The organism is Erythrobacter sp. (genome assembly GCF_030066995.1).
Classification (GTDB): domain Bacteria; phylum Pseudomonadota; class Alphaproteobacteria; order Sphingomonadales; family Sphingomonadaceae; genus Erythrobacter.
Window position 1 is genome coordinate 1,285,178 of record NZ_JASJAP010000001.1, and the last position, 16,617, is coordinate 1,301,794.

18 protein-coding genes are annotated in these 16,617 nt (G+C 62.7%); 4 read left to right on the forward strand and 14 right to left on the reverse strand.

Annotated elements, in window-relative coordinates; translation table 11 throughout:
* Positions 1–91: 91 nt before the first annotated feature.
* The 4 genes from rpsG to QNI87_RS06195 all read right to left on the reverse strand — a co-directional run bounded on the left by rpsG (position 92) and on the right by QNI87_RS06195 (position 2,992).
* Positions 92–562, reverse strand: a complete 471-nt coding sequence (rpsG, locus tag QNI87_RS06180) for a 30S ribosomal protein S7 (protein WP_300595244.1) — start codon at positions 560–562, stop codon at positions 92–94.
* A gap of 181 nt (positions 563–743) precedes the next feature.
* Positions 744–1,115, reverse strand: a complete 372-nt coding sequence (rpsL, locus tag QNI87_RS06185) for a 30S ribosomal protein S12 (RefSeq protein WP_034954477.1) — start codon at positions 1,113–1,115, stop codon at positions 744–746.
* Positions 1,116–1,601: 486 nt separating this feature from the next.
* On the reverse strand, positions 1,602–2,633 hold the full coding sequence (locus QNI87_RS06190) for a hypothetical protein (RefSeq protein WP_300595245.1): 1,032 nt from the start codon (positions 2,631–2,633) through the stop codon (positions 1,602–1,604).
* Entirely contained in the window at positions 2,630–2,992 is a 363-nt protein-coding gene (locus QNI87_RS06195; RefSeq protein WP_300595246.1) for a hypothetical protein, read from the reverse strand. Before QNI87_RS06195 ends, QNI87_RS06190 begins: the two co-directional genes overlap by 4 nt.
* 834 nt (positions 2,993–3,826) lie before the next feature.
* On the opposite strand from QNI87_RS06195, the gene QNI87_RS06200 reads away from it, so the two are divergent.
* Both QNI87_RS06200 and QNI87_RS06205 read left to right on the forward strand, forming a co-directional pair.
* Positions 3,827–4,195: a VOC family protein gene (locus QNI87_RS06200; protein ID WP_300595247.1), complete on the forward strand. Its 369-nt coding sequence runs from the start codon at positions 3,827–3,829 to the stop codon at positions 4,193–4,195.
* Between the two features lie 102 nt (positions 4,196–4,297).
* Positions 4,298–5,122 carry a hypothetical protein gene (locus tag QNI87_RS06205; protein WP_300595248.1) on the forward strand — a complete coding sequence of 275 codons (825 nt, stop codon included), beginning with the start codon at positions 4,298–4,300 and terminating at the stop codon, positions 5,120–5,122.
* Between the two features lie 15 nt (positions 5,123–5,137).
* Here QNI87_RS06205 and QNI87_RS06210 read toward each other — a convergent pair whose 3' ends face one another.
* The 10 genes from QNI87_RS06210 to QNI87_RS06255 all read right to left on the reverse strand — a co-directional run bounded on the left by QNI87_RS06210 (position 5,138) and on the right by QNI87_RS06255 (position 14,521).
* Positions 5,138–5,662, reverse strand: coding sequence for a GNAT family protein (locus tag QNI87_RS06210; protein WP_300595249.1), 525 nt, complete (start codon positions 5,660–5,662; stop codon positions 5,138–5,140).
* Positions 5,663–5,733: 71 nt separating this feature from the next.
* Entirely contained in the window at positions 5,734–6,189 is a 456-nt protein-coding gene (locus tag QNI87_RS06215) for a hypothetical protein (RefSeq protein WP_300595250.1), read from the reverse strand.
* A gap of 161 nt (positions 6,190–6,350) precedes the next feature.
* Positions 6,351–7,139, reverse strand: a complete 789-nt coding sequence (locus QNI87_RS06220) for a LysR family transcriptional regulator (RefSeq protein WP_300595251.1) — start codon at positions 7,137–7,139, stop codon at positions 6,351–6,353.
* An 82-nt stretch (positions 7,140–7,221) separates the two neighbouring features.
* Positions 7,222–7,626 (reverse strand): Co2+/Mg2+ efflux protein ApaG, encoded by a 405-nt coding sequence (apaG, locus tag QNI87_RS06225; protein WP_300595252.1) that lies wholly within the window; start codon positions 7,624–7,626, stop codon positions 7,222–7,224.
* Positions 7,627–7,711: 85 nt separating this feature from the next.
* Positions 7,712–9,790 carry an alpha/beta fold hydrolase gene (locus QNI87_RS06230; RefSeq protein WP_300595253.1) on the reverse strand — a complete coding sequence of 693 codons (2,079 nt, stop codon included), beginning with the start codon at positions 9,788–9,790 and terminating at the stop codon, positions 7,712–7,714.
* Between the two features lie 67 nt (positions 9,791–9,857).
* Positions 9,858–10,478: a 2-hydroxychromene-2-carboxylate isomerase gene (locus tag QNI87_RS06235; RefSeq protein WP_300595254.1), complete on the reverse strand. Its 621-nt coding sequence runs from the start codon at positions 10,476–10,478 to the stop codon at positions 9,858–9,860.
* 375 nt (positions 10,479–10,853) lie between these two features.
* On the reverse strand, positions 10,854–11,672 hold the full coding sequence (locus tag QNI87_RS06240; RefSeq protein WP_300595255.1) for a M90 family metallopeptidase: 819 nt from the start codon (positions 11,670–11,672) through the stop codon (positions 10,854–10,856).
* A gap of 84 nt (positions 11,673–11,756) precedes the next feature.
* A complete protein-coding gene (locus QNI87_RS06245) occupies positions 11,757–12,641 on the reverse strand; it encodes a hypothetical protein (RefSeq protein WP_300595256.1) in 885 nt (294 codons plus the stop codon).
* Between the two features lie 62 nt (positions 12,642–12,703).
* Positions 12,704–13,921, reverse strand: coding sequence for an aminotransferase class I/II-fold pyridoxal phosphate-dependent enzyme (locus tag QNI87_RS06250; protein ID WP_300595257.1), 1,218 nt, complete (start codon positions 13,919–13,921; stop codon positions 12,704–12,706).
* Between the two features lie 27 nt (positions 13,922–13,948).
* The gene (locus QNI87_RS06255; RefSeq protein ID WP_300595258.1) at positions 13,949–14,521 is read right to left on the reverse strand and encodes a TetR/AcrR family transcriptional regulator; all 573 of its coding nucleotides are present in this window, start codon (positions 14,519–14,521) and stop codon (positions 13,949–13,951) included.
* A 77-nt stretch (positions 14,522–14,598) separates the two neighbouring features.
* Here QNI87_RS06255 and QNI87_RS06260 point away from each other — a divergent pair, with 77 nt between their 5' ends.
* Together QNI87_RS06260 and QNI87_RS06265 are read left to right on the forward strand one after the other, a co-directional pair.
* On the forward strand, positions 14,599–15,012 hold the full coding sequence (locus QNI87_RS06260; protein ID WP_300595259.1) for a hypothetical protein: 414 nt from the start codon (positions 14,599–14,601) through the stop codon (positions 15,010–15,012).
* A gap of 50 nt (positions 15,013–15,062) precedes the next feature.
* Positions 15,063–16,409 (forward strand): phospholipid carrier-dependent glycosyltransferase, encoded by a 1,347-nt coding sequence (locus QNI87_RS06265; RefSeq protein WP_300595260.1) that lies wholly within the window; start codon positions 15,063–15,065, stop codon positions 16,407–16,409.
* Positions 16,410–16,617: the final 208 nt, after the last annotated feature.

Sequence of the window (16,617 nt, forward strand, 5' to 3'; positions counted from 1 at the left end):
GAAGACGGGCCGACGCGCTATCCCCGATTGATCGGAAAAACAGCCGCGCCGCCGGCTCGCCGTTCAGCTCACCCCCAGCCTCTCGCGCCGCTTACCAGCGGTAGTGCGAGAAGGCGCGGTTGGCATCGGCCATGCGGTGCGTGTCTTCGCGCTTCTTGACCGCGTTGCCGCGATTGTTGGCCGCGTCCATCAGCTCGCCCGAAAGGCGCGCGGACATGGTGGTCTCGGGACGACCGCGCGCGGCCGAGATCAGCCAGCGGATCGCCAGCGCCTGAGCGCGCTCGGGACGCACCTCGACCGGCACCTGGTAGGTGGCCCCGCCCACACGGCGGCTGCGCACTTCGACCTGCGGCTTCACATTGTTGAGCGCGTCGTGAAACAGCTGCATCGGATCGGCCTTGGCCTTGGCCTCGACCGTATCGAGCGCGCTGTACACGATCCCCTCGGCCACGGCCTTCTTACCGTCCAGCATGAGGTTGTTCATGAACTTCGACAAAACCTGATCACCGAACTTGGGATCGGGCAGAATTTCCCGCTTCTCGGGACGACGACGACGTGACATTTTTGTGTCTCCAATTGGCCCTTGGCTCTAACCGTCACCCTGAACTTGATTCAGGGTCCATCTCACGGCTTGGATCAGGCCTTCCAATTCAATTTGCGAACTCAGTGCCCAGCGGGACCATGGATCCTGAACTACGCTCGCTTGCGGCGAGCTATCCAGGATGACCTGTCCCCCGGACAGGTCACTTAGGCCGCTTGGCGCCGTACTTGCTGCGCGACTGCTTGCGGTCCTTGACCCCTTGCGTGTCGAGCACGCCGCGAAGGACGTGGTAGCGCACACCGGGAAGATCGCGCACACGCCCGCCGCGGATCAGCACCACGGAGTGCTCCTGCAGGTTGTGGCCTTCGCCCGGAATGTAGGAGATAACCTCGCGGCTGTTGGTCAGGCGCACCTTGGCAACCTTGCGCAGCGCGGAGTTCGGCTTCTTCGGCGTCGTCGTGTAGACGCGCGTGCAGACACCGCGCTTTTGCGGGTTCTGCTCCATCGCAGGGACCTTCGACTTGGCCTTCTGCGGCGTGCGGCCCTTGCGGACCAGCTGGTTGATCGTCGGCATAGACTTCTTTCTCTTCACCGGGGCCTGAGGCCCGGCGGGCCCAAGGCACATAAAATCAGCGACACCTGCGGGACGATCATGAGGATGGAAGTTCGCGCCCGTTTCATCCGCTCTGCGCTCCTGCGAAAGCAGGAGCCTAGGGTAACCAAACGCCACCCACACTGGGCTCCTGCCTGAAGCAGGAGCTCACGGAAAAACGAGCCTGAAACACTCCACCCAAGGATCGGCCACTCGGCCACCGGGTTACTTTGACGGCCGCCCCACCAAGCGCTTCCCTCCCGTGATTTCCTGCGAAAGCAGGAACCCAGCGAAACAAGGAAACACCCCAATAGAAAAGGCCTCAACCGCGTTTTGCGAGAGAGACCTGCGGGACGAACCGGCAATGTTCAGCTCTATTGTTTGAGGGCACTGGAGTGCGCGCAAAGCACACTAAGCCCTCGAATGGCGGCGCGCCTAGGGGATTTGGGGGGTGGGGTCAAGGGTTCGCTAAGATCCGACACTGGCATCTTTCACAGCCAATCGACCTTCCGAAAAGAACTTGTGCAGACGGTCGACACGCCTTTCGGTAGCAAGGAGAACCTTCGCTGCTACCAATGGATTGCTGCCAGCCATCTTTTTGAGATCCCGGTAGCGCGCGACGTCAAGCTCTTTTGCTAGCTTCTTTGCTCGCAAATTAACCTCATCGGCAGCAGAAGACTTCCGATCGAAAGTGCCAGCTGCTTGTCTCAAGAGCTTCATCTCTTGCATGTAAGCATAGAGTTCGCTGTATCGTCGATCAATCTTCTTCTTATTGCGTCCATAGTGTTCCAGCGTCTCTATCAAGCGCTCAAATGACTCCTGTTTGCCGATGACGTCGATGTATCCCGGCGACGCCCACTGAATCGCACCAATTCTAGGCCGATATTCATCACCACCAGCTTTTGACAGGGACTTAAAGAAGCCAAAGTAGCTCCCACCCCCCTCCCAAGGTTTGATGAAGGACTGCATGACTTTGCGCCGAACCTTCATCGGCTGATCCTCATCGACAAAAATATCTATGCTACGTGTGACCGCGTACAAATCTGATACGTAGCTGTGAAATTTCGAGAATTCTCGCATGTCCCATTGGCCATCGACGTTAAATCGTTGTCGCGCGGTTTTAATGATCGAGTGCGACGAATAGTTCTCGGAGTGATCGCGTGCGAAAAGGCCCTGCTCAGGCACGTATGCCGAAACATGCTGCTGCCTAAGCGCGACCGGATTGAGTGGAATTGCGTCCTCATATGAGGTCAAGTCGAACTGAAAGTATGCTCCAGAGTTCGCGTGTAAAAACAAATACCTAAGATCAAATCTTTCACTTAAATAGTCCTCAAAATTCTTTAGCGATACCTTGACACCAAAATATTCGAAATCAGCAATCCGACGGCACGCCACAGCAACGACCTTCGCTCGGCTTCCAGCCGAAAGCACGATCAATTCCGGGTCCTCCAAATAAAAGAGAACTTGTTCGAATGTGACGAATGTTCGTTTGGCGCTCACGGTAGCTCTACGATCTGAACAACACAGGTCGTGACATCAGTGTTGTCATTTGCCCAAAAATGAATGTGCTTCTCCTTGCCTTGGTGCGCACCAGAGCCAGCGGGAATATCAAGTTTCGCCGCATGGGTGCAGTCTTGGAGATTCTTGTAACGACGCACGACGCTAGTATCATTAAAGAGCGATAGCGATGCCCACTTGCAAGGGTCCATGCCTCGCGGCATCACCTTGCCGCGCTCCAGATGCGTTTGCCAGTCATAAGCAATGGGTTCTTCTCCCACCAACACCCGGTATACACCTTGAAGTGCATTTGTCTCGTGCTTTTCAGGAGGGCATGCTGGCGGCAAATTGCTGAAATTCATGGCGGCTATTTAGACCGACAACTCGCGGCGTCAAATGACTAGGACGGATTTTCTTCAGCGTGTCTTCTAATGACCCTGTTTGAACATTTTCCTACCACCCAAAAATCTGAGTTGCATTCGCGGAAGGGAACCGCGCGGCTCTCTCCCCATTGCTCAGGTCAGTTCGAATTCTGAACCACAATTGCTGCACCTCGTCATTGCGAGACTCTGACTAAGTCGGAAGCGTGGCAGCCCATCTCCTGAGCTTTCCGCTTTGTGCACCTTTAGGCGCTGGATCGCCGGGTGGCCTATGGCCGTCTTCGACTCCGCCTTCGCTCCTCGCGATGACGCAGAATTGGTGTTGCGTTGGTTGAGATAGGTTTTTGTTTCATGCTCGCCCATCCGGGCGAGGGTGGGCTTTGCCCGTCTGCGACTCCCTCAGTGCTATTCCCTACGCCGAATCTTCGGCTCCGGGGCACCTGCGGGCGCGCGGTCGTCCTTGCGAAATCTTAGATTTCGTTCCCGCGCTGTCCCTCTCCGCACAGCACCCGGACGCTTGGCGCTTCCTAGCCAACGAGGTGCAGAAACGGTTTGCTACAGCAAACCGCAAGGCCAAAGGCCGCCCGCAGCGGGTCCGCAGGGGAAGATTCCCCGGAGGACGTCTAGCGAGGACGCTCGCCCGGACGGGCGAGCATGAAACAAAAACTCAAAACCTCCCCACCATCACCCCGTCCATTCAGTTTCCCTTCTCCTACCCCTCCCCCACCCCACACTCACACCTTTCCAACCCGCGCGCCGCCGCTATGCTGCGCCTCCTCCCCCCCTCCCCACACTCTCACCAAAGGCCCCTCGCGCATGATCGCTTATTCCACGCTCGGCACCAACGATATGGACCGCTCGATCGCTTTCTACGACGCGGTGTTCGGGGCGATTGGCGGGGCGCGCGAGAGCACGGCGCCCGCCTGGACGGTCTATGGCCGCGCTGGCGAGCGTCCCAAGGTCGCGCTCACCCCGCCCTATGACAAAAGGGCCGCTCAGCCCGGCAACGGCCCGATGCTCGCCTTTGAGACCGACGCGCGCGCCAAGGTCGACGCGTTTCACGCCGCCGCTCTGGCGCATGGAGGCTCGGATGAAGGGCTGCCCGGCGTGCGCGAGGGGACGCATTACGTCGCCTATGTCCGCGATCCGGAAGGCAACAAGCTGTGCGTCTTTGCGCCCAAATAACAGCGCTTGCGGAGGGCTGGTTCAGGGTCTGGTGCGGGGCTAATTCAGGGGCTGGTACGGGGGCGTTTTCCTACTTGCGCGGATTGTGCCACACACTGGGGGATGAAGCGTCTCCCGCCCTCCTCGCCCGGTTCCTCACCCGATTCCTCGCCCGAATCCTCCCCCGGTTCCTCACCCGGATCGTCCCGGCGCAAGATCATGCGCACCAAGCGCGCAACGCCGCGTCAGGCGACCAGTCGCACCGCGTTCGAATACACCGCGCTCTCCCCCGACGATCCGCTGCTCGCCTTCGAGCCCTATCGGCACCGCCAGCCGCGCGCGAACTCGATCACCCCCGATCTGCAGCGCGAATTCATTGCCCACCTCGCCGCCACCGGGATCGTGACGAGCGCCGCGCGCCATGTCGGGCGCTCGATGGAGGCGCTCTACAAGCTCAAGCACAGGCCGGGCGCGGAAGGGTTTGCCGAGGCGTGGGACCGGGCGATGGACCTCGGCGTCGAGCGCCTGGAGGACTCAGCGCTCGCCCGCGCGATCGAGGGATCGGAGCGCCTGATCATTCGCGGCGGAGAGGTGATCGCGACCGAGCGCTCGCACAACGAGGCGCTGGTGATGTTCTTCCTCAAGACGCGGCTGCCCGATCGCTACGCTCCCCAAGCCGTCAACAGCGCCCATGTCGGCCCCGGCCACCCGGTCTACGAACGCGCCGCGCGCGCCTATGAGGAAGAGGCGCGGGCCAAGGCCAACGATCCCGAGCAGGTCCAGCGGATCAAAGACAGCCTCGACCGCAAGATCGGCGAGTGGAAACGCGAGCTGCTGGGCGAGTGGAACGCCAAGGTGCGCGCCTACAACGCCGAACACGGGACGCAATTGCCGGTGGTCTCGGACGAAGGCGAGCTGGAATTTCCCGATGGCGGCGGGAAGGCGTGAGAGAGCAGGAGCGCTCTACGCGCCATCCCACTCCCGCTTGAGCAGGCCGTACCAGTACACATCGCACATCCCCGCGTGGGTCTCTTCATGCTCGCGAAAATGCGCCTCGCGCGTGAAACCGAGCGCCTCCAGCAGGCGGATCGATGCGGCGTTGCGCGTGTCGACCTCGGCGGTGAGCTTGCGCGCGCCCTGGTCGAAGAGATGCGCCATCAGCGCGCGGCAGCCTTCCCTGGCGATGCCCTCGCCCTGCCGCTGGACCACCGTGACATAGCCGATTTCGAACACGCCCTCGCTCGCGCCGGGCACGGCGACGAAGCGTCCCAGAACCTCGCCCCCCGCATCCTCGGCGATCCACGTTCGGCCCGGCCAGTCCGGCTCGGCCAGCCAGCCCCACAGTTCTTCTTCACAGGCGAATGCGGGCCGCGAGAGATAGCGGCACTGCCCCGCATCCGAGAGCGTCGGGAACAGCGCGCCCGCATCGGAGCGCCGCAGCGGACGAAGAATAAAGCGCGCAGCGGTGAGTGTCGGAACCTCGTCCATAACGCGCGCTATCCCGGTTAGCGCCGCCAAAGGCAAGCGGTGAAGGGATGACGCGAGGACAGCGTCAAAGCTCAATCGGGCAATTGCAAAACGCCCGAGTGGCAAGACGCCTTGGTGCCCTTCACGATCACCAGCGCCTGTTCATCCGGACGCACCTTCGTTTCGGTCCTGGTGCCCTTCCAACCAAATGTGAAAACAACCGGGCCCTCCAACCGACACACCGCGCCCTTCTCTTCGGCTTCGCACATAGCCTCAGCGCGCTTGTAGCCCTCGACGGTCAGCGGCTCGACCGGTTCGACGCCGAGATATGTGGAAGCGGATCCACCCAGCAAAACGCGCTGTCCGAAATTCAACGCGTTGGACTTCCAAACCGTGTTGCCGTCGACGACTTTGGTTTTCTCGATGCCGGCGTTGCTGGCGAGACGCTCGCAAAAATCGGCCTCTTCATCAGCCGCTGGAACTTGCGCGTAACCCGTCATCGCTACGAACAGGAGCGAACAGGCTGCGGCTCTGGTTACGATCTTCACAAGGCACTCCTATCGAAATCAACAGCGTCGGCCAGTCTGGTCGGCCATCAAACGGACCGCATTTCAAGGCCATGCCTTAACAAACGCCATACTGGAAACTGGTTCCAGGAACGCAAACAGCGCCGCGATCGATCCGGACGTTACCGACAATGTGCGCAAACTTAAGAGGTCAGGTGGTGGACGAGCGCCTTCACCTTCTTCGAGCGCCACTGCGGCAGTGGCGCGACCAGCCAATAGGCGCGCTTGCTCTCGACCGGATCGTCCAGCGTTTCAAGCAGGCCCGCTTCGACAGCGCTCTCGACCAGGGCCAGAGGCAGGATCGTGCGCCCCATCCCGGCGAGCGCCGAACTCATCGCCTGGCCCGCGCTCGAGGCCTTGATGCACGCCGCCGTGCCTTCGGGCAGCCCCGCCTCGGGCCAGTCGATCCACGCGTCGCGCGCTTCGGGCGCGGCGACCAGCACTTTGAGCGCGGGCGCCAGTTGCACGCCTTCCAGCTCACCCGGCCCCGCGATGAAGCGAATGGCGAGATCGAGATTGGCCTCGGTGAAATCGGCGCCTTCATCGGGCGCGAGGATATACTGCACGCCCGGCGTCTGGGCTTGAAACGGCGCGATGCGCGGCGCGAGCCACGCGGCGTAAAACTCGCGCGGGGCGGCGATTGTGTAGCGATCCGAGGACTGGCCCGCCTGCATCGCGTCCACGCTTTCTTCAAACCGCAGGAACCCCTCGCGCAGCGCGTTGAGGCCCGCCGTGCCTTCGGGTGTCAGCTCCAACCCCTTGGACGTGCGGCGAAACAGGACCACGCCCAGATGGTCTTCCAACGCTCTGATCTGCTGGCCGACGGCGGCGGGCGTCACCGCCAGTTCGTCCGCTGCGCGCGTGAAGGACAGGTGCCGCGCGGCGGCGTCATAGACGCGCAGGGCGTTGAGGGGCAGGTGCGTGCGTTTCACGGTCGCAACGCTTAGGCGCGCGGCCTGACGCGGGCAAGTCGCGCGCTTCTTTCAGCCTCGAAAGCAGGGCTTTGGGCCCGATCTAGGAACGCTCGGCGGTTTCGGGCGCGGCGAGCGGAAAGTAGGGAATGCGCACTTCGATCGGCGATCCGTCGGAGCGTTGGAAGGTGTAGAACCCTTCCATCGATCCGTGCGGCGTCGTCAACGGACAGCCGGAGACGTAATCGTGGCTTTCCCCGGGCGCGAGGCTCGGCTGTTCGCCCACAACGCCCTCTCCATCGACATGGTTGACCATGCCGCGCGCGTCGGTGATCCGCCAGTGGCGGGTGCGCAACTGGAGCGCCTCGTGCGAGTTGTTCTCGATCCGGATATGATAGACCCAGAACCATTTGCCCGCCTCCGGATGCGATTGCTCCGGCAGGAAGTTGACGGCAACCCGAACGGTGACCCCTTCGGTAACGGCAGCGTGTTGGAACAGCTCTTTCATATCGGGGTCCAAAGTAACGATTCTAAACCGGGCGACAAGGACAGAACGCGAGTTTTCGTCGAGGTTTCCCGAGAGTGTGTCTAAATCACTCGCCGCTGGCATGGTCGGGCACCTCGCCCGCGCCGGGATTATCGTTATCCGCCTGTGGTTTGATCCCCCGCAGCGCCCCGTTCGCGTCCATCTGATCCGCGGGATTATGCTTAGCCAGAAACGCATCGAGCGCGTCGTACCATTGCTGCTCGCTTTCGGAAGAGGAGAAGCTGTGCCCGTCGCCTTCGAGTGCGAGAGTGGTTGGAGGGACCGGCGCCGTCTTTGCCGCCTGGAGAAACACCTCATACTGCTTGAACGGGACAGTCTGATCCCCAGTGCCGTGCGCCAGCAGCACGGGGCGGTTCAGCCGCGCGGCGTGGATCGCGGGCGAGACGGTGTGGAGATCGAAGTCCTCTTCCCCCTCCACCCTCGCGCGCCACGCCTTCGCGTCCTTGCGCGAGAAGAATTTGCGGTCGTATCTCAACATAAGGTCGAGGTCGGTCGGCCCCGCCCAGCTCGCTGCACATGCGTAGCGATCCGGATTACGCAGCACCGCCCATAAAGCCGCGTATCCGCCATACGAACCTCCTACGACGCACACCTTCCTGGGGTCGGCAATCCCTTCAGCGACGGCCCAGTCCATCGCGTCGTCCAGGTCGTCCTGCATTCCGCGTCCGATTTGGCCGGTGCCCGCTTCGAAAAACGCATCGCCATACCCGCCGCTGCCGCGAAAATTGGGCTGAAGCACCGCGTAGCCGCGATTGGCAAGCAATTGCACCTCGTCGTTATATTCCAGCACGTCGCGCACGCCGTAGGGGCCGCCATGGGGAAGAATGACGAGCGGGAGGCCGCGCGGCTCGCGCCCGTTCGGCAGGGTAAGATAGGCGCGGATTTCCAGACCGTCACGCGCGGTGTAACGCACCGGCGTGGGCTTCACGAGCTGCCGGAAATCAAGATCGGGCCTGGCGTTTGCCAACACCGCCAATTGCTTGGCCTCGCGGTCGAACAGGTAGAAGGCGCCAGGATCCGCCTCGCTGCCACCCCAGATCAGCATGGTTGTCTCATCGCGCGAGCGCGAGATCACCCGCACCTCTTCCATCTTAAGCGCGCGTTTGAACTCAGTGTAAAGCGCCTCGGTCCCCTTATCGAACCAAATAATTCGTCGGCGATCATCGGTGTAAAGCGCGGCGAGCGGAGTGCCGTCGGGTTTGAGCCACATCTCTTCCACGTCCCATTCGGGATGCTCATAGAAGGTCTCGAGCGGCGTCCCCGTCTCGTAATCGAACCGGCGTATCCCGGTGCGCCCGTTCTCGCCCTCTTCAAGCACATAGCCCTCGCTAGACCCCGAGACGATTTGCACAACGCTCCAATAACGGCTTTCATCATCGTTTGCTTTGAGCTTTCCGACCAGCTCAAACTTGGCGTTCTCGTCCGGGCGGTAGTAGACGCGCAGGCGACGCCCCCGCCAGCCCATACCCAGACGCACGACGCCCTCATCATCGGCATACCAGCTCCACACCCCGCCTTTGGGTTTCACAATACGCTCAGCCGCGCCGCCGGGACGCAACTCGTAGCGGTAAACCCCCGGTGTCTTGCGCAGCGAAGACTGAACCGAAATGAGTGCATGACTGCCATCTGGCGCAAGGTGGACGAGATCGCCGCCCCAGATGACATCCTCGTCGACCTCAAGCGGGAAGAAGTCGTCATTCGTCAGGTCGCTCACATGCAGCCGGTTGCTGCGCACGAATTGCCACATGAAGAAGGCCGGTATCGAAAGCGACATCAGCAGCTTTTCGTTGCCCGCCCAGCGCACCCAGTCAAGCTGAGCGCGCTCGCCAAAGGTCAGGCGCTTTTGGGGTTTGCGCGTGGCGGTATCGACAACCAGGATCTCGGGGCGGCCATCAACCTCGCGGGTGATTGCCAGACGGGCGCCATCGGGAGAGAGTTCGAACGCGCGAAAGGCGCTGCGCCCGGCAAAGGCCTTGGTCGGGATGAGCGGCGGAATTTCGTCAGCTCGCTCAGCGTTGGTGTCGGGCGCGGGTTCCTGCGCAACGCTGCGCGACCCACTGCCCGCCGAAAAAGCCAAGGCAAGGGTAAGCCAGCACAGAAACGATACGGTGCGAAGACGAATCATCGCAATCGAGACTACTTCGCTCCCTCATCCGCGCAAGCGGCTATCCTTTTGAAATGAAACCAGCGTCTTAGCCTGAAACAAGCTCCTCCTCGATCTGCGCGAGGCGTTCCTTGCCGAAGAACATTTCCTGCGGCCCGTCCTTCTCGCCGACAAACATGGTGGGGATGCCGAAAGCGCCGCGTTCGACCGCGTGGTCGGTGTTCCTGGCGACGACCTGTTTGACGTCGTCGGTCTGGATACGCGCCATCATGTCGGCGGCATCGAAACCGATCTCGGCCACAGTGGCGGCGAGCGTTTCGGGATCGGTTATATCGACGCCCTCTTCCCACACCTTGGGCAGCATCGCCTCGGCAAACTGAACGCTGCGCCCGTCCTGCTCGGCTGCGACCAGAAGGCGTTGCAGGCTGATCGAATTGAACGGAAACTTGGGGTGCAGCTTGAACTTCGTCAGGCCGTGCTTGGCAATGAACCGGCGCATTTCGAGCGCGTCGTACTCGACCTTGCCCTTCACATCCTTGTTGCGAATCATCGGCGGGGCGTTGCCGGTGAGCTTGTGCATGCCCCCCAGAAAGACCGGCGTTACGTCCAGCTCTGCCCCGGTGCGCTGCACGAGCTCGCGCAGCGGCCACCAGATCAGATAGGCGTTGGGGCTGACGAAATCGAAGATCAGTTCGACGCGCTTGGTCATGGTCTCTTCCTCGCGATGGTGCGGTGTGTGAGGCCGGGTTCGCACGCGAGACCCGCGCTTGCAAGTCTGGAAAACAGATTTTTCGCCGCTTTGCCGCGCGCCGTCCGCAAACGCGGTAAACGCGTTGTTACCCGCGTCTGCTACCCCCGCGTTAGGGCTTGGCCGCGTATGCTGTCCCCATCGTCGGTTGGCTTTGCAGGCGTGACGCGCCCCGGCGCCAAAGGCTTGCAGAGGCTGTCGTTTCCGGGGTGGAAACGGGCTTCATTCAGGGGCTCGACCTAGACCAATGCGCATCGGGCCGAGGCGCTCTTGACCGGAGCGGCTCGGCCTTTTGGGTTTGACTTTCGGGGTTGGCTTTCGGGGTTGAAGAGCGCGCTAATTCCACTGCGCCGGATCGAGCGCCAGAAGCTCGGCCAGTTGCGCGTAAAGCGCGGGCTCTTCATGGGCCAGTTCACGCGGTTTTTCGAAGAAGGTCACGATCGCCTCGGCGAAGAACTCTTCGTGGTTCGTCGCGCCGTAAGGGTCGATCACCGTGGAGTGCCCACCCTCAACGCGCCGCACATGGTCGTGATACGCGTCCAACATGGCTTTTTCCCAGCCCTCATACCTCTGCCCCTTGCGCAGCACCGGGATGCCGTTGGTGTGGCCGGTGAGGCCGTCGAGCTGGTGCGCAAATTCGTGGATGACGACGTTGTAGCCATCGTCGGCGTCGAGCCCGCCTTCGAGCGCGTCGTCCCATGATAGGACCACCGGTCCGCGCGCCCAGCTTTCGCCCGCCATGTGGTAGTCGCGCTCATGGACGACATAGCCATCGTGCGTCGGGCGACGGGCCCGGAAGACGCTCGGATAGACCAGCACGTTGCGCAACGTATCGTACCAGACCGGGCTGTTGACGACCGGGAGGCAGGCCTGCGCGGCGATCGAGAGCCGCATGGCCTCGGTCGCTTCCAGCCCGTTCTGCCCGCGCACGGTGATCTGATCGAGGAACAGGTTGATCTTCCCCTCCAGTCTGGCGCGCAAATGGGCGGGCATGCGGCGCGTGATCGGAACCAGCTGCGCCACGATTTCGCGCTGATCAGCCGTGAGCTGCGTCGCGAGTATCCGCTCGCGCCGGCGCCGCCGCATAGAGCCGCGCAGCCAGAGCGCGGCGAGGACGAGCAGCACCGCGCCAAAGAAGTAGAGGAAAAAGGCCATGGACCTGAGATAAGCACGGCCCCGCCCGGCTTGTAGGGTGCGAGAGTGATCCGCAAGGCAAGCGCCGGCGCGCGCCCGCAAAAACTACCAGGTCTTTGAAATCGCGATTTTGGGGGTGAAGGTCACCCGCGACTGATCGAGCAGGATGCCGGTGTCATCCTCGTCCACCACTTGCCACGAGACGCCCAGCGAGGCGGTGTCGAGCAGGCTGTCCTCGCCGAAAAGGCGCTGGGCAAGATTCACGCCGACGCTTCCGGTCAGGAAATGCTGAGTGTCCGCGCCGGTCTCGACCTCGTCGAGAATACGGTACTGGTAATCGAGGCTTAGCTCACCTTTGATGCCGCGCGCCAGCAACTGGGTCGTTGTAATCTTCGCGCGCGGGGTCCAGCGTTCGGTGAACGGGTCCTCGCCATCGATGCGCTCGATCGCAGCCGACGCCTTGAGCGTGAACGCGCTGCTGCGCAGCGGTTCGTCTTCGGTCTTACGTCCAAGGCATTCGTCCTTGTCGAAGATGACAAGATCCGCCCCGACCGAGAACGTCGCGAAATCGTTCGCGCTCGCCTCAAAAAAGCCCGTCCGCCCGTGTTCGTAGACCGCTCCGGCAAACGGACTGATCCGGCGACAGCCACGCGCCCAGTTGATCTTGGCCGAACCCGTCAGGGCCGAGTTGGATTCATCGTCGTCATTTTCGAGGTCGCTCTTCCAGCGGGCGCGTCCCGCAAAGGTGATCACAATGTCCTTGACCGACTTGATCTTGTATTCGACGCCGACCCCGCTGGTGGCCACCGCATCGTCAAGCCTCTCACCCTCGGCGCGGGCGAAATCACCGCCAATGTTCGGCTCGAACGACGCGCTCAGCTTGAACGAGTTCTTACGATCATCGTCATCGGTAACGACAAGAGCCTCGCTCTGCGCGAAAGCGCCCGTTGAAAGGCACGCCAGCGCAAGCGGCATTGCGAATTTCATCATAGTTTTCCCCCCTTGGCGCCCGGAGGTAGAAGACTATGGGTCCGCGTGGCACTTCACTTTTTCTACAATCCCGCGCTTTTGAGCGCCTGATCCATATCCTCGGCCAGATCAGCCACGTCCTCCAGCCCCACATTGATGCGCAACAGGCCGTCGGTCACGCCCATCTCGGCACGCCCATCCTCGCCCATATTGGCGTGGGTGGTGGAGGCCGGGTGGCACATCAGGGACTTCGCATCGCCGATATTGTTCGAGATATCGATCAGCTCCAGCGCGTCGAGCAGCGCAAAGGCGCGTGTCTGCGTCCCCAGATCGAACGCGAAGATCGGACCCGTCGCGTCCATTTGCTTCAGCGCCATTTCGTGGCGCGGATGGCTGGCAAGGCCCGGATGCAGCATCCGCCCGCCCGCCGCCGTCACGCGCGGCTCGAGAAATTCCCCCAGCGCCACCGCGTTCGCGCTTTGACGCTGCGCGCGCAAATTCAGCGTCTCCAGCCCCTTCATCACCACCCAGGCGTTGAAGGCCGAGAGCGTGGGGCCGGTGTTGCGCTGGAAGGGCATCAGCGTCTCGGTGATCCACTCCTCACTGCCGCAAATCGCGCCCGCAAGCACCCGGCCCTGCCCGTCCATGATCTTGGTCGCGCTGTAGGCGACGACGTCCGCGCCAAATTCCATCGGGCGTTGCAGCGTCGGTCCGGCAAAGGCGTTGTCGACCACCGTGGTGATCCCGTGCGCTCTGGCAAGGCCGCAGACATGCTCCAGATCGACGATATCGAGAGTGGGATTGGCGGGCGTCTCGAAGAAAAAGACCTTGGTGTTCGGCCGGATCGCGGCTTCCCACGCGGCGTTGTCCGCGCTGTCGATCACCGTGGTCTCGATCCCGAAGCGCGGGAGGAGGTGATCGACCAGCCAGCGGCAACTGCCGAACGCGGCGCGCGCGGCGACGCAGTGATCGCCGACCGAGAGCTGGCACAACAGCGAGGCCGTCATCGCCGCCATTCCCGAGGTTTGCGCGCGGGCCGCCTCGGCCCCCTCCATCATCGCGATCCGCTCTTCCAGCATCGCAACGGTGGGGTTCTGAAGGCGCGAATAGGTCATCCCGTCCGCCTCGCCCGCAAACCGGTCCGCAACCGTTTGCGCATCGTCATAGGTGTAGCCAGAGGTGAGATACATCGCCTCGGACGTCTCGCCATGCTCGCTGCGCCAGGTGCCCGCGCGCACCGCGCGGGTGGCGGGGCGCCACTTTGAGGTGGCCGCGCGATCCATTCCTGTGGTCTTTTTCATGCTACCTGTCTTCTTTGGCCGACGCGCTTAGTCGCCCGCCCGATCACCCGCAAGCCCGCTTGCAAGCAGTCCTTCGCGCGCCGTCCTTGCGTGGCCCACCGTACCGAGCATCAAGGTGCCCTCGAGCAGCGTCAGCAGGTAGCGCGCCCCGCCTTTGGGATCGGGATCGCCCTCGGGCATTTGCGCCTCGAACCAGTCGAGCTGCTTGGTGATCATCGCCTCCGCCGCATCGGCGTAACCCGGAAGCCCGCGCGCCGAGCCCGCCACAATCTCCCACCACAGCACCAGAAATGGCTGGATGCCCGGCCCGCGTCCCAACGCCAGAATGCGCGCAAACGCCTCCTGACGCGTCGCGGGCCGACGATCGCCCAGTGCCATATCGAGCGCCGTCGCATAGACACCCGAGATGTATTCGAGCAGGTCGCGCACCAGCGTCTCCTTGTCGCCGAAATGGTAGATCAGCATCCGGTCGCTCGTCCCCGCCGCCTTGGCCAGCGGACGCAGGCTCGCCCCGCCCAGACCATGTTCGAGCACATGCGCTGCGAGCTTTGGCAGCAGCGTCTCCCTGGACATTCTGGGCTTGGGTTCGGGCGGCGGCATAAAGTTCTTGTAGCACTTGCTACATTCAGTTAGAAGCGAGTGTAGCGGACGCTACACTTTGCCTGGAAGGCCGACCAATGGACACGCTGCAAATCCTCTTCTTCCTGATTATCGGAGCCACGACCCTGGCGGGCGTCTACATACTGGTCGCCAAACCAACAATCGGCAACTGGGCGTTTGCTTCCACGATGTGCGCGGTGTTCCTCGTCTACACGCTAGTACAGATCGCGCAGGAAGGCTTGGTGATGTTCTACACCAATCACAGCGCCAATCTGACCGGCCTGCAAGTGTGGTGGGATCTGGTGATGTGCGTGCTGATCGCGCTGTTCTTCATCCTGCCGCGCGCACGCAAGGTGGGCATGAACGTCATTCCCTGGGCGCTGCTCGTCGCGACGACCGCCAGCATCGGCCTGCTCGCGATGTGCGCACGGCTCTTCTGGCTTGAGCGGCAGGCGAGCGCGGCGTCGAACCCGGTGTCCGCAACCGCCTGACATTGTACACCCTTGCCCCTCCCCACACGCTTTTCTAAGCATTTGGGGGCATGGCGTCCGCTGCCCCCGCCCTCTCCCAAGACGCTCCGGCGCGCCCGCAGCCCTATCCCGTCGAGCGCGATCCGTGGGTGTGGTGCCTTGCGATACCGGCGCTGTTCGGCGCGCTGGCGACGATCCGCCTCGCGATCCCCTCAACCCCGCTGTTCGATGAGGTGCATTACCTTCCCGCCGCGCGCGAGCTTCTGAAAATCGGCGAGCCCAGCGGCGCGCAATACCTCAACCGCGAACACCCGCTGCTGGGCAAGCAATTGATTGCGCTGGGGATTTACACGCTGGGCGACACCGCGCTCGGATGGCGGATCGCGCCGCTCATCGCCGGGGTCATCGCCCTTGGCGCCAGCATGCGCGCGCTGTGGCACGCGAGCGGGGAGCGTTACGCGACGATCGTGTTCGGCGCGCTGCTCGCAACCGGCTTCCCGCTGTTCGTCCACGCGCGCATCGCCATGCTCGATATCTTCATGGCTGCCTTCCTCGCGCTTGCCGCCTGGCAGTTCGCCGCCGCGTGCCGCGAGCCCGAGACGGGCCGCTGGCGGCTTGCGCTCACAGGGCTAGCGCTGGGCGCAGCGATGGGCGCGAAGTGGAACGCGGTGCCGCTCGCCATGGTGCCGGGCCTCACCTTCTTCGCCGCGCGGCTTTCCGCCGGACGCCGCCGGCTGATCTTGAGCCGCCGGGGCGTGCCCGTGCCCGGCGTGAGCCTTGCCGAGGCGTTTGTGTGGCTCGGCCTTGTGCCGCTCGCCGTCTACGCGCTGACCTTCGCGCCGGGCTATTGGCTGGGTTCCATCCAATACCCCTCGCCTCTCAGCGAGCAGGGTCTGATCGCGTTCCACGGCGAAATCCTCGACCTGCAAGGCTCGGTGATGACCCCGCACGCCTATCAGAGCGCCTGGCCGCAATGGGTCACCAACACGCGCGGCATCTGGTATCTCTACGAGTTCACCGACAACGCGCAGCGCGGCGTGCTGCTGATCGGCAACCCGCTGACGATGCTTGCGGGGCTGCCCGCGCTTCTATGGTGCCTGTGGATCGGGCTCTACCGGCTCGACTGGGCGCGCCTCGGCGTGGTGGTGGGCTATGGCGTCGCGCTCGGCTTCTGGATGATCGCGCCCAAGCCGGTGCAGTTCTACTACCATTACATGATGCCGAGTTGCTTTGTGCTCGCCGCGCTGGCGCTGAGCCTGAACGATTGCCTCGCGACCCGAAGGCTGCGCTGGCTGAGCACCGCGGTGCCGGTGGCCAGCGTCGCGCTGTTCGCGGTGTTCTTCCCCATCCTGACCGCCGCCCCGCTGGAGGGACCGATGAGCTTTACCAAATGGGCCTGGCTGGAGGGGTGGCGGTGAGGGGTTGGCGAAGTGGCCGCCAGTAGGTTTCGACCCCACTTTCAGACATACTTCGTCATTCCCGCGCACGCGGGAATCCATTGAGCTAGGTCCAATGCACAAAGAGTTTCAACCAACGGTTTGCCTGTTGGCATCTGCCTAAAACGGCACGCTGTATCTCGGCGTCAGTTCGCATTTACTCCAGCGCATTGCTCAGCATCGCGACGGT

Bases quoted from the DNA above. Each gene is read 5' to 3' on its own strand.
- rpsG (WP_300595244.1), bottom strand. From the start codon at position 562: ATGTCACGTCGTCGTCGTCCCGAGAAGCGGGAAATTCTGCCCGATCCC.
- QNI87_RS06245 (WP_300595256.1), bottom strand. From the start codon at position 12,641: ATGATGAAATTCGCAATGCCGCTTGCGCTGGCGTGCCTTTCAACGGGC.
- QNI87_RS06195 (WP_300595246.1), bottom strand. From the start codon at position 2,992: ATGAATTTCAGCAATTTGCCGCCAGCATGCCCTCCTGAAAAGCACGAG.
- QNI87_RS06235 (WP_300595254.1), bottom strand. From the start codon at position 10,478: ATGACCAAGCGCGTCGAACTGATCTTCGATTTCGTCAGCCCCAACGCC.
- QNI87_RS06200 (WP_300595247.1), top strand. From the start codon at position 3,827: ATGATCGCTTATTCCACGCTCGGCACCAACGATATGGACCGCTCGATC.
- QNI87_RS06210 (WP_300595249.1), bottom strand. From the start codon at position 5,662: ATGGACGAGGTTCCGACACTCACCGCTGCGCGCTTTATTCTTCGTCCG.
- QNI87_RS06265 (WP_300595260.1), top strand. From the start codon at position 15,063: ATGGCGTCCGCTGCCCCCGCCCTCTCCCAAGACGCTCCGGCGCGCCCG.
- QNI87_RS06205 (WP_300595248.1), top strand. From the start codon at position 4,298: ATGAAGCGTCTCCCGCCCTCCTCGCCCGGTTCCTCACCCGATTCCTCG.
- QNI87_RS06255 (WP_300595258.1), bottom strand. From the start codon at position 14,521: ATGCCGCCGCCCGAACCCAAGCCCAGAATGTCCAGGGAGACGCTGCTG.
- rpsL (WP_034954477.1), bottom strand. From the start codon at position 1,115: ATGCCGACGATCAACCAGCTGGTCCGCAAGGGCCGCACGCCGCAGAAG.
- QNI87_RS06250 (WP_300595257.1), bottom strand. From the start codon at position 13,921: ATGAAAAAGACCACAGGAATGGATCGCGCGGCCACCTCAAAGTGGCGC.
- QNI87_RS06260 (WP_300595259.1), top strand. From the start codon at position 14,599: ATGGACACGCTGCAAATCCTCTTCTTCCTGATTATCGGAGCCACGACC.
- QNI87_RS06240 (WP_300595255.1), bottom strand. From the start codon at position 11,672: ATGGCCTTTTTCCTCTACTTCTTTGGCGCGGTGCTGCTCGTCCTCGCC.
- QNI87_RS06230 (WP_300595253.1), bottom strand. From the start codon at position 9,790: ATGATTCGTCTTCGCACCGTATCGTTTCTGTGCTGGCTTACCCTTGCC.
- apaG (WP_300595252.1), bottom strand. From the start codon at position 7,626: ATGAAAGAGCTGTTCCAACACGCTGCCGTTACCGAAGGGGTCACCGTT.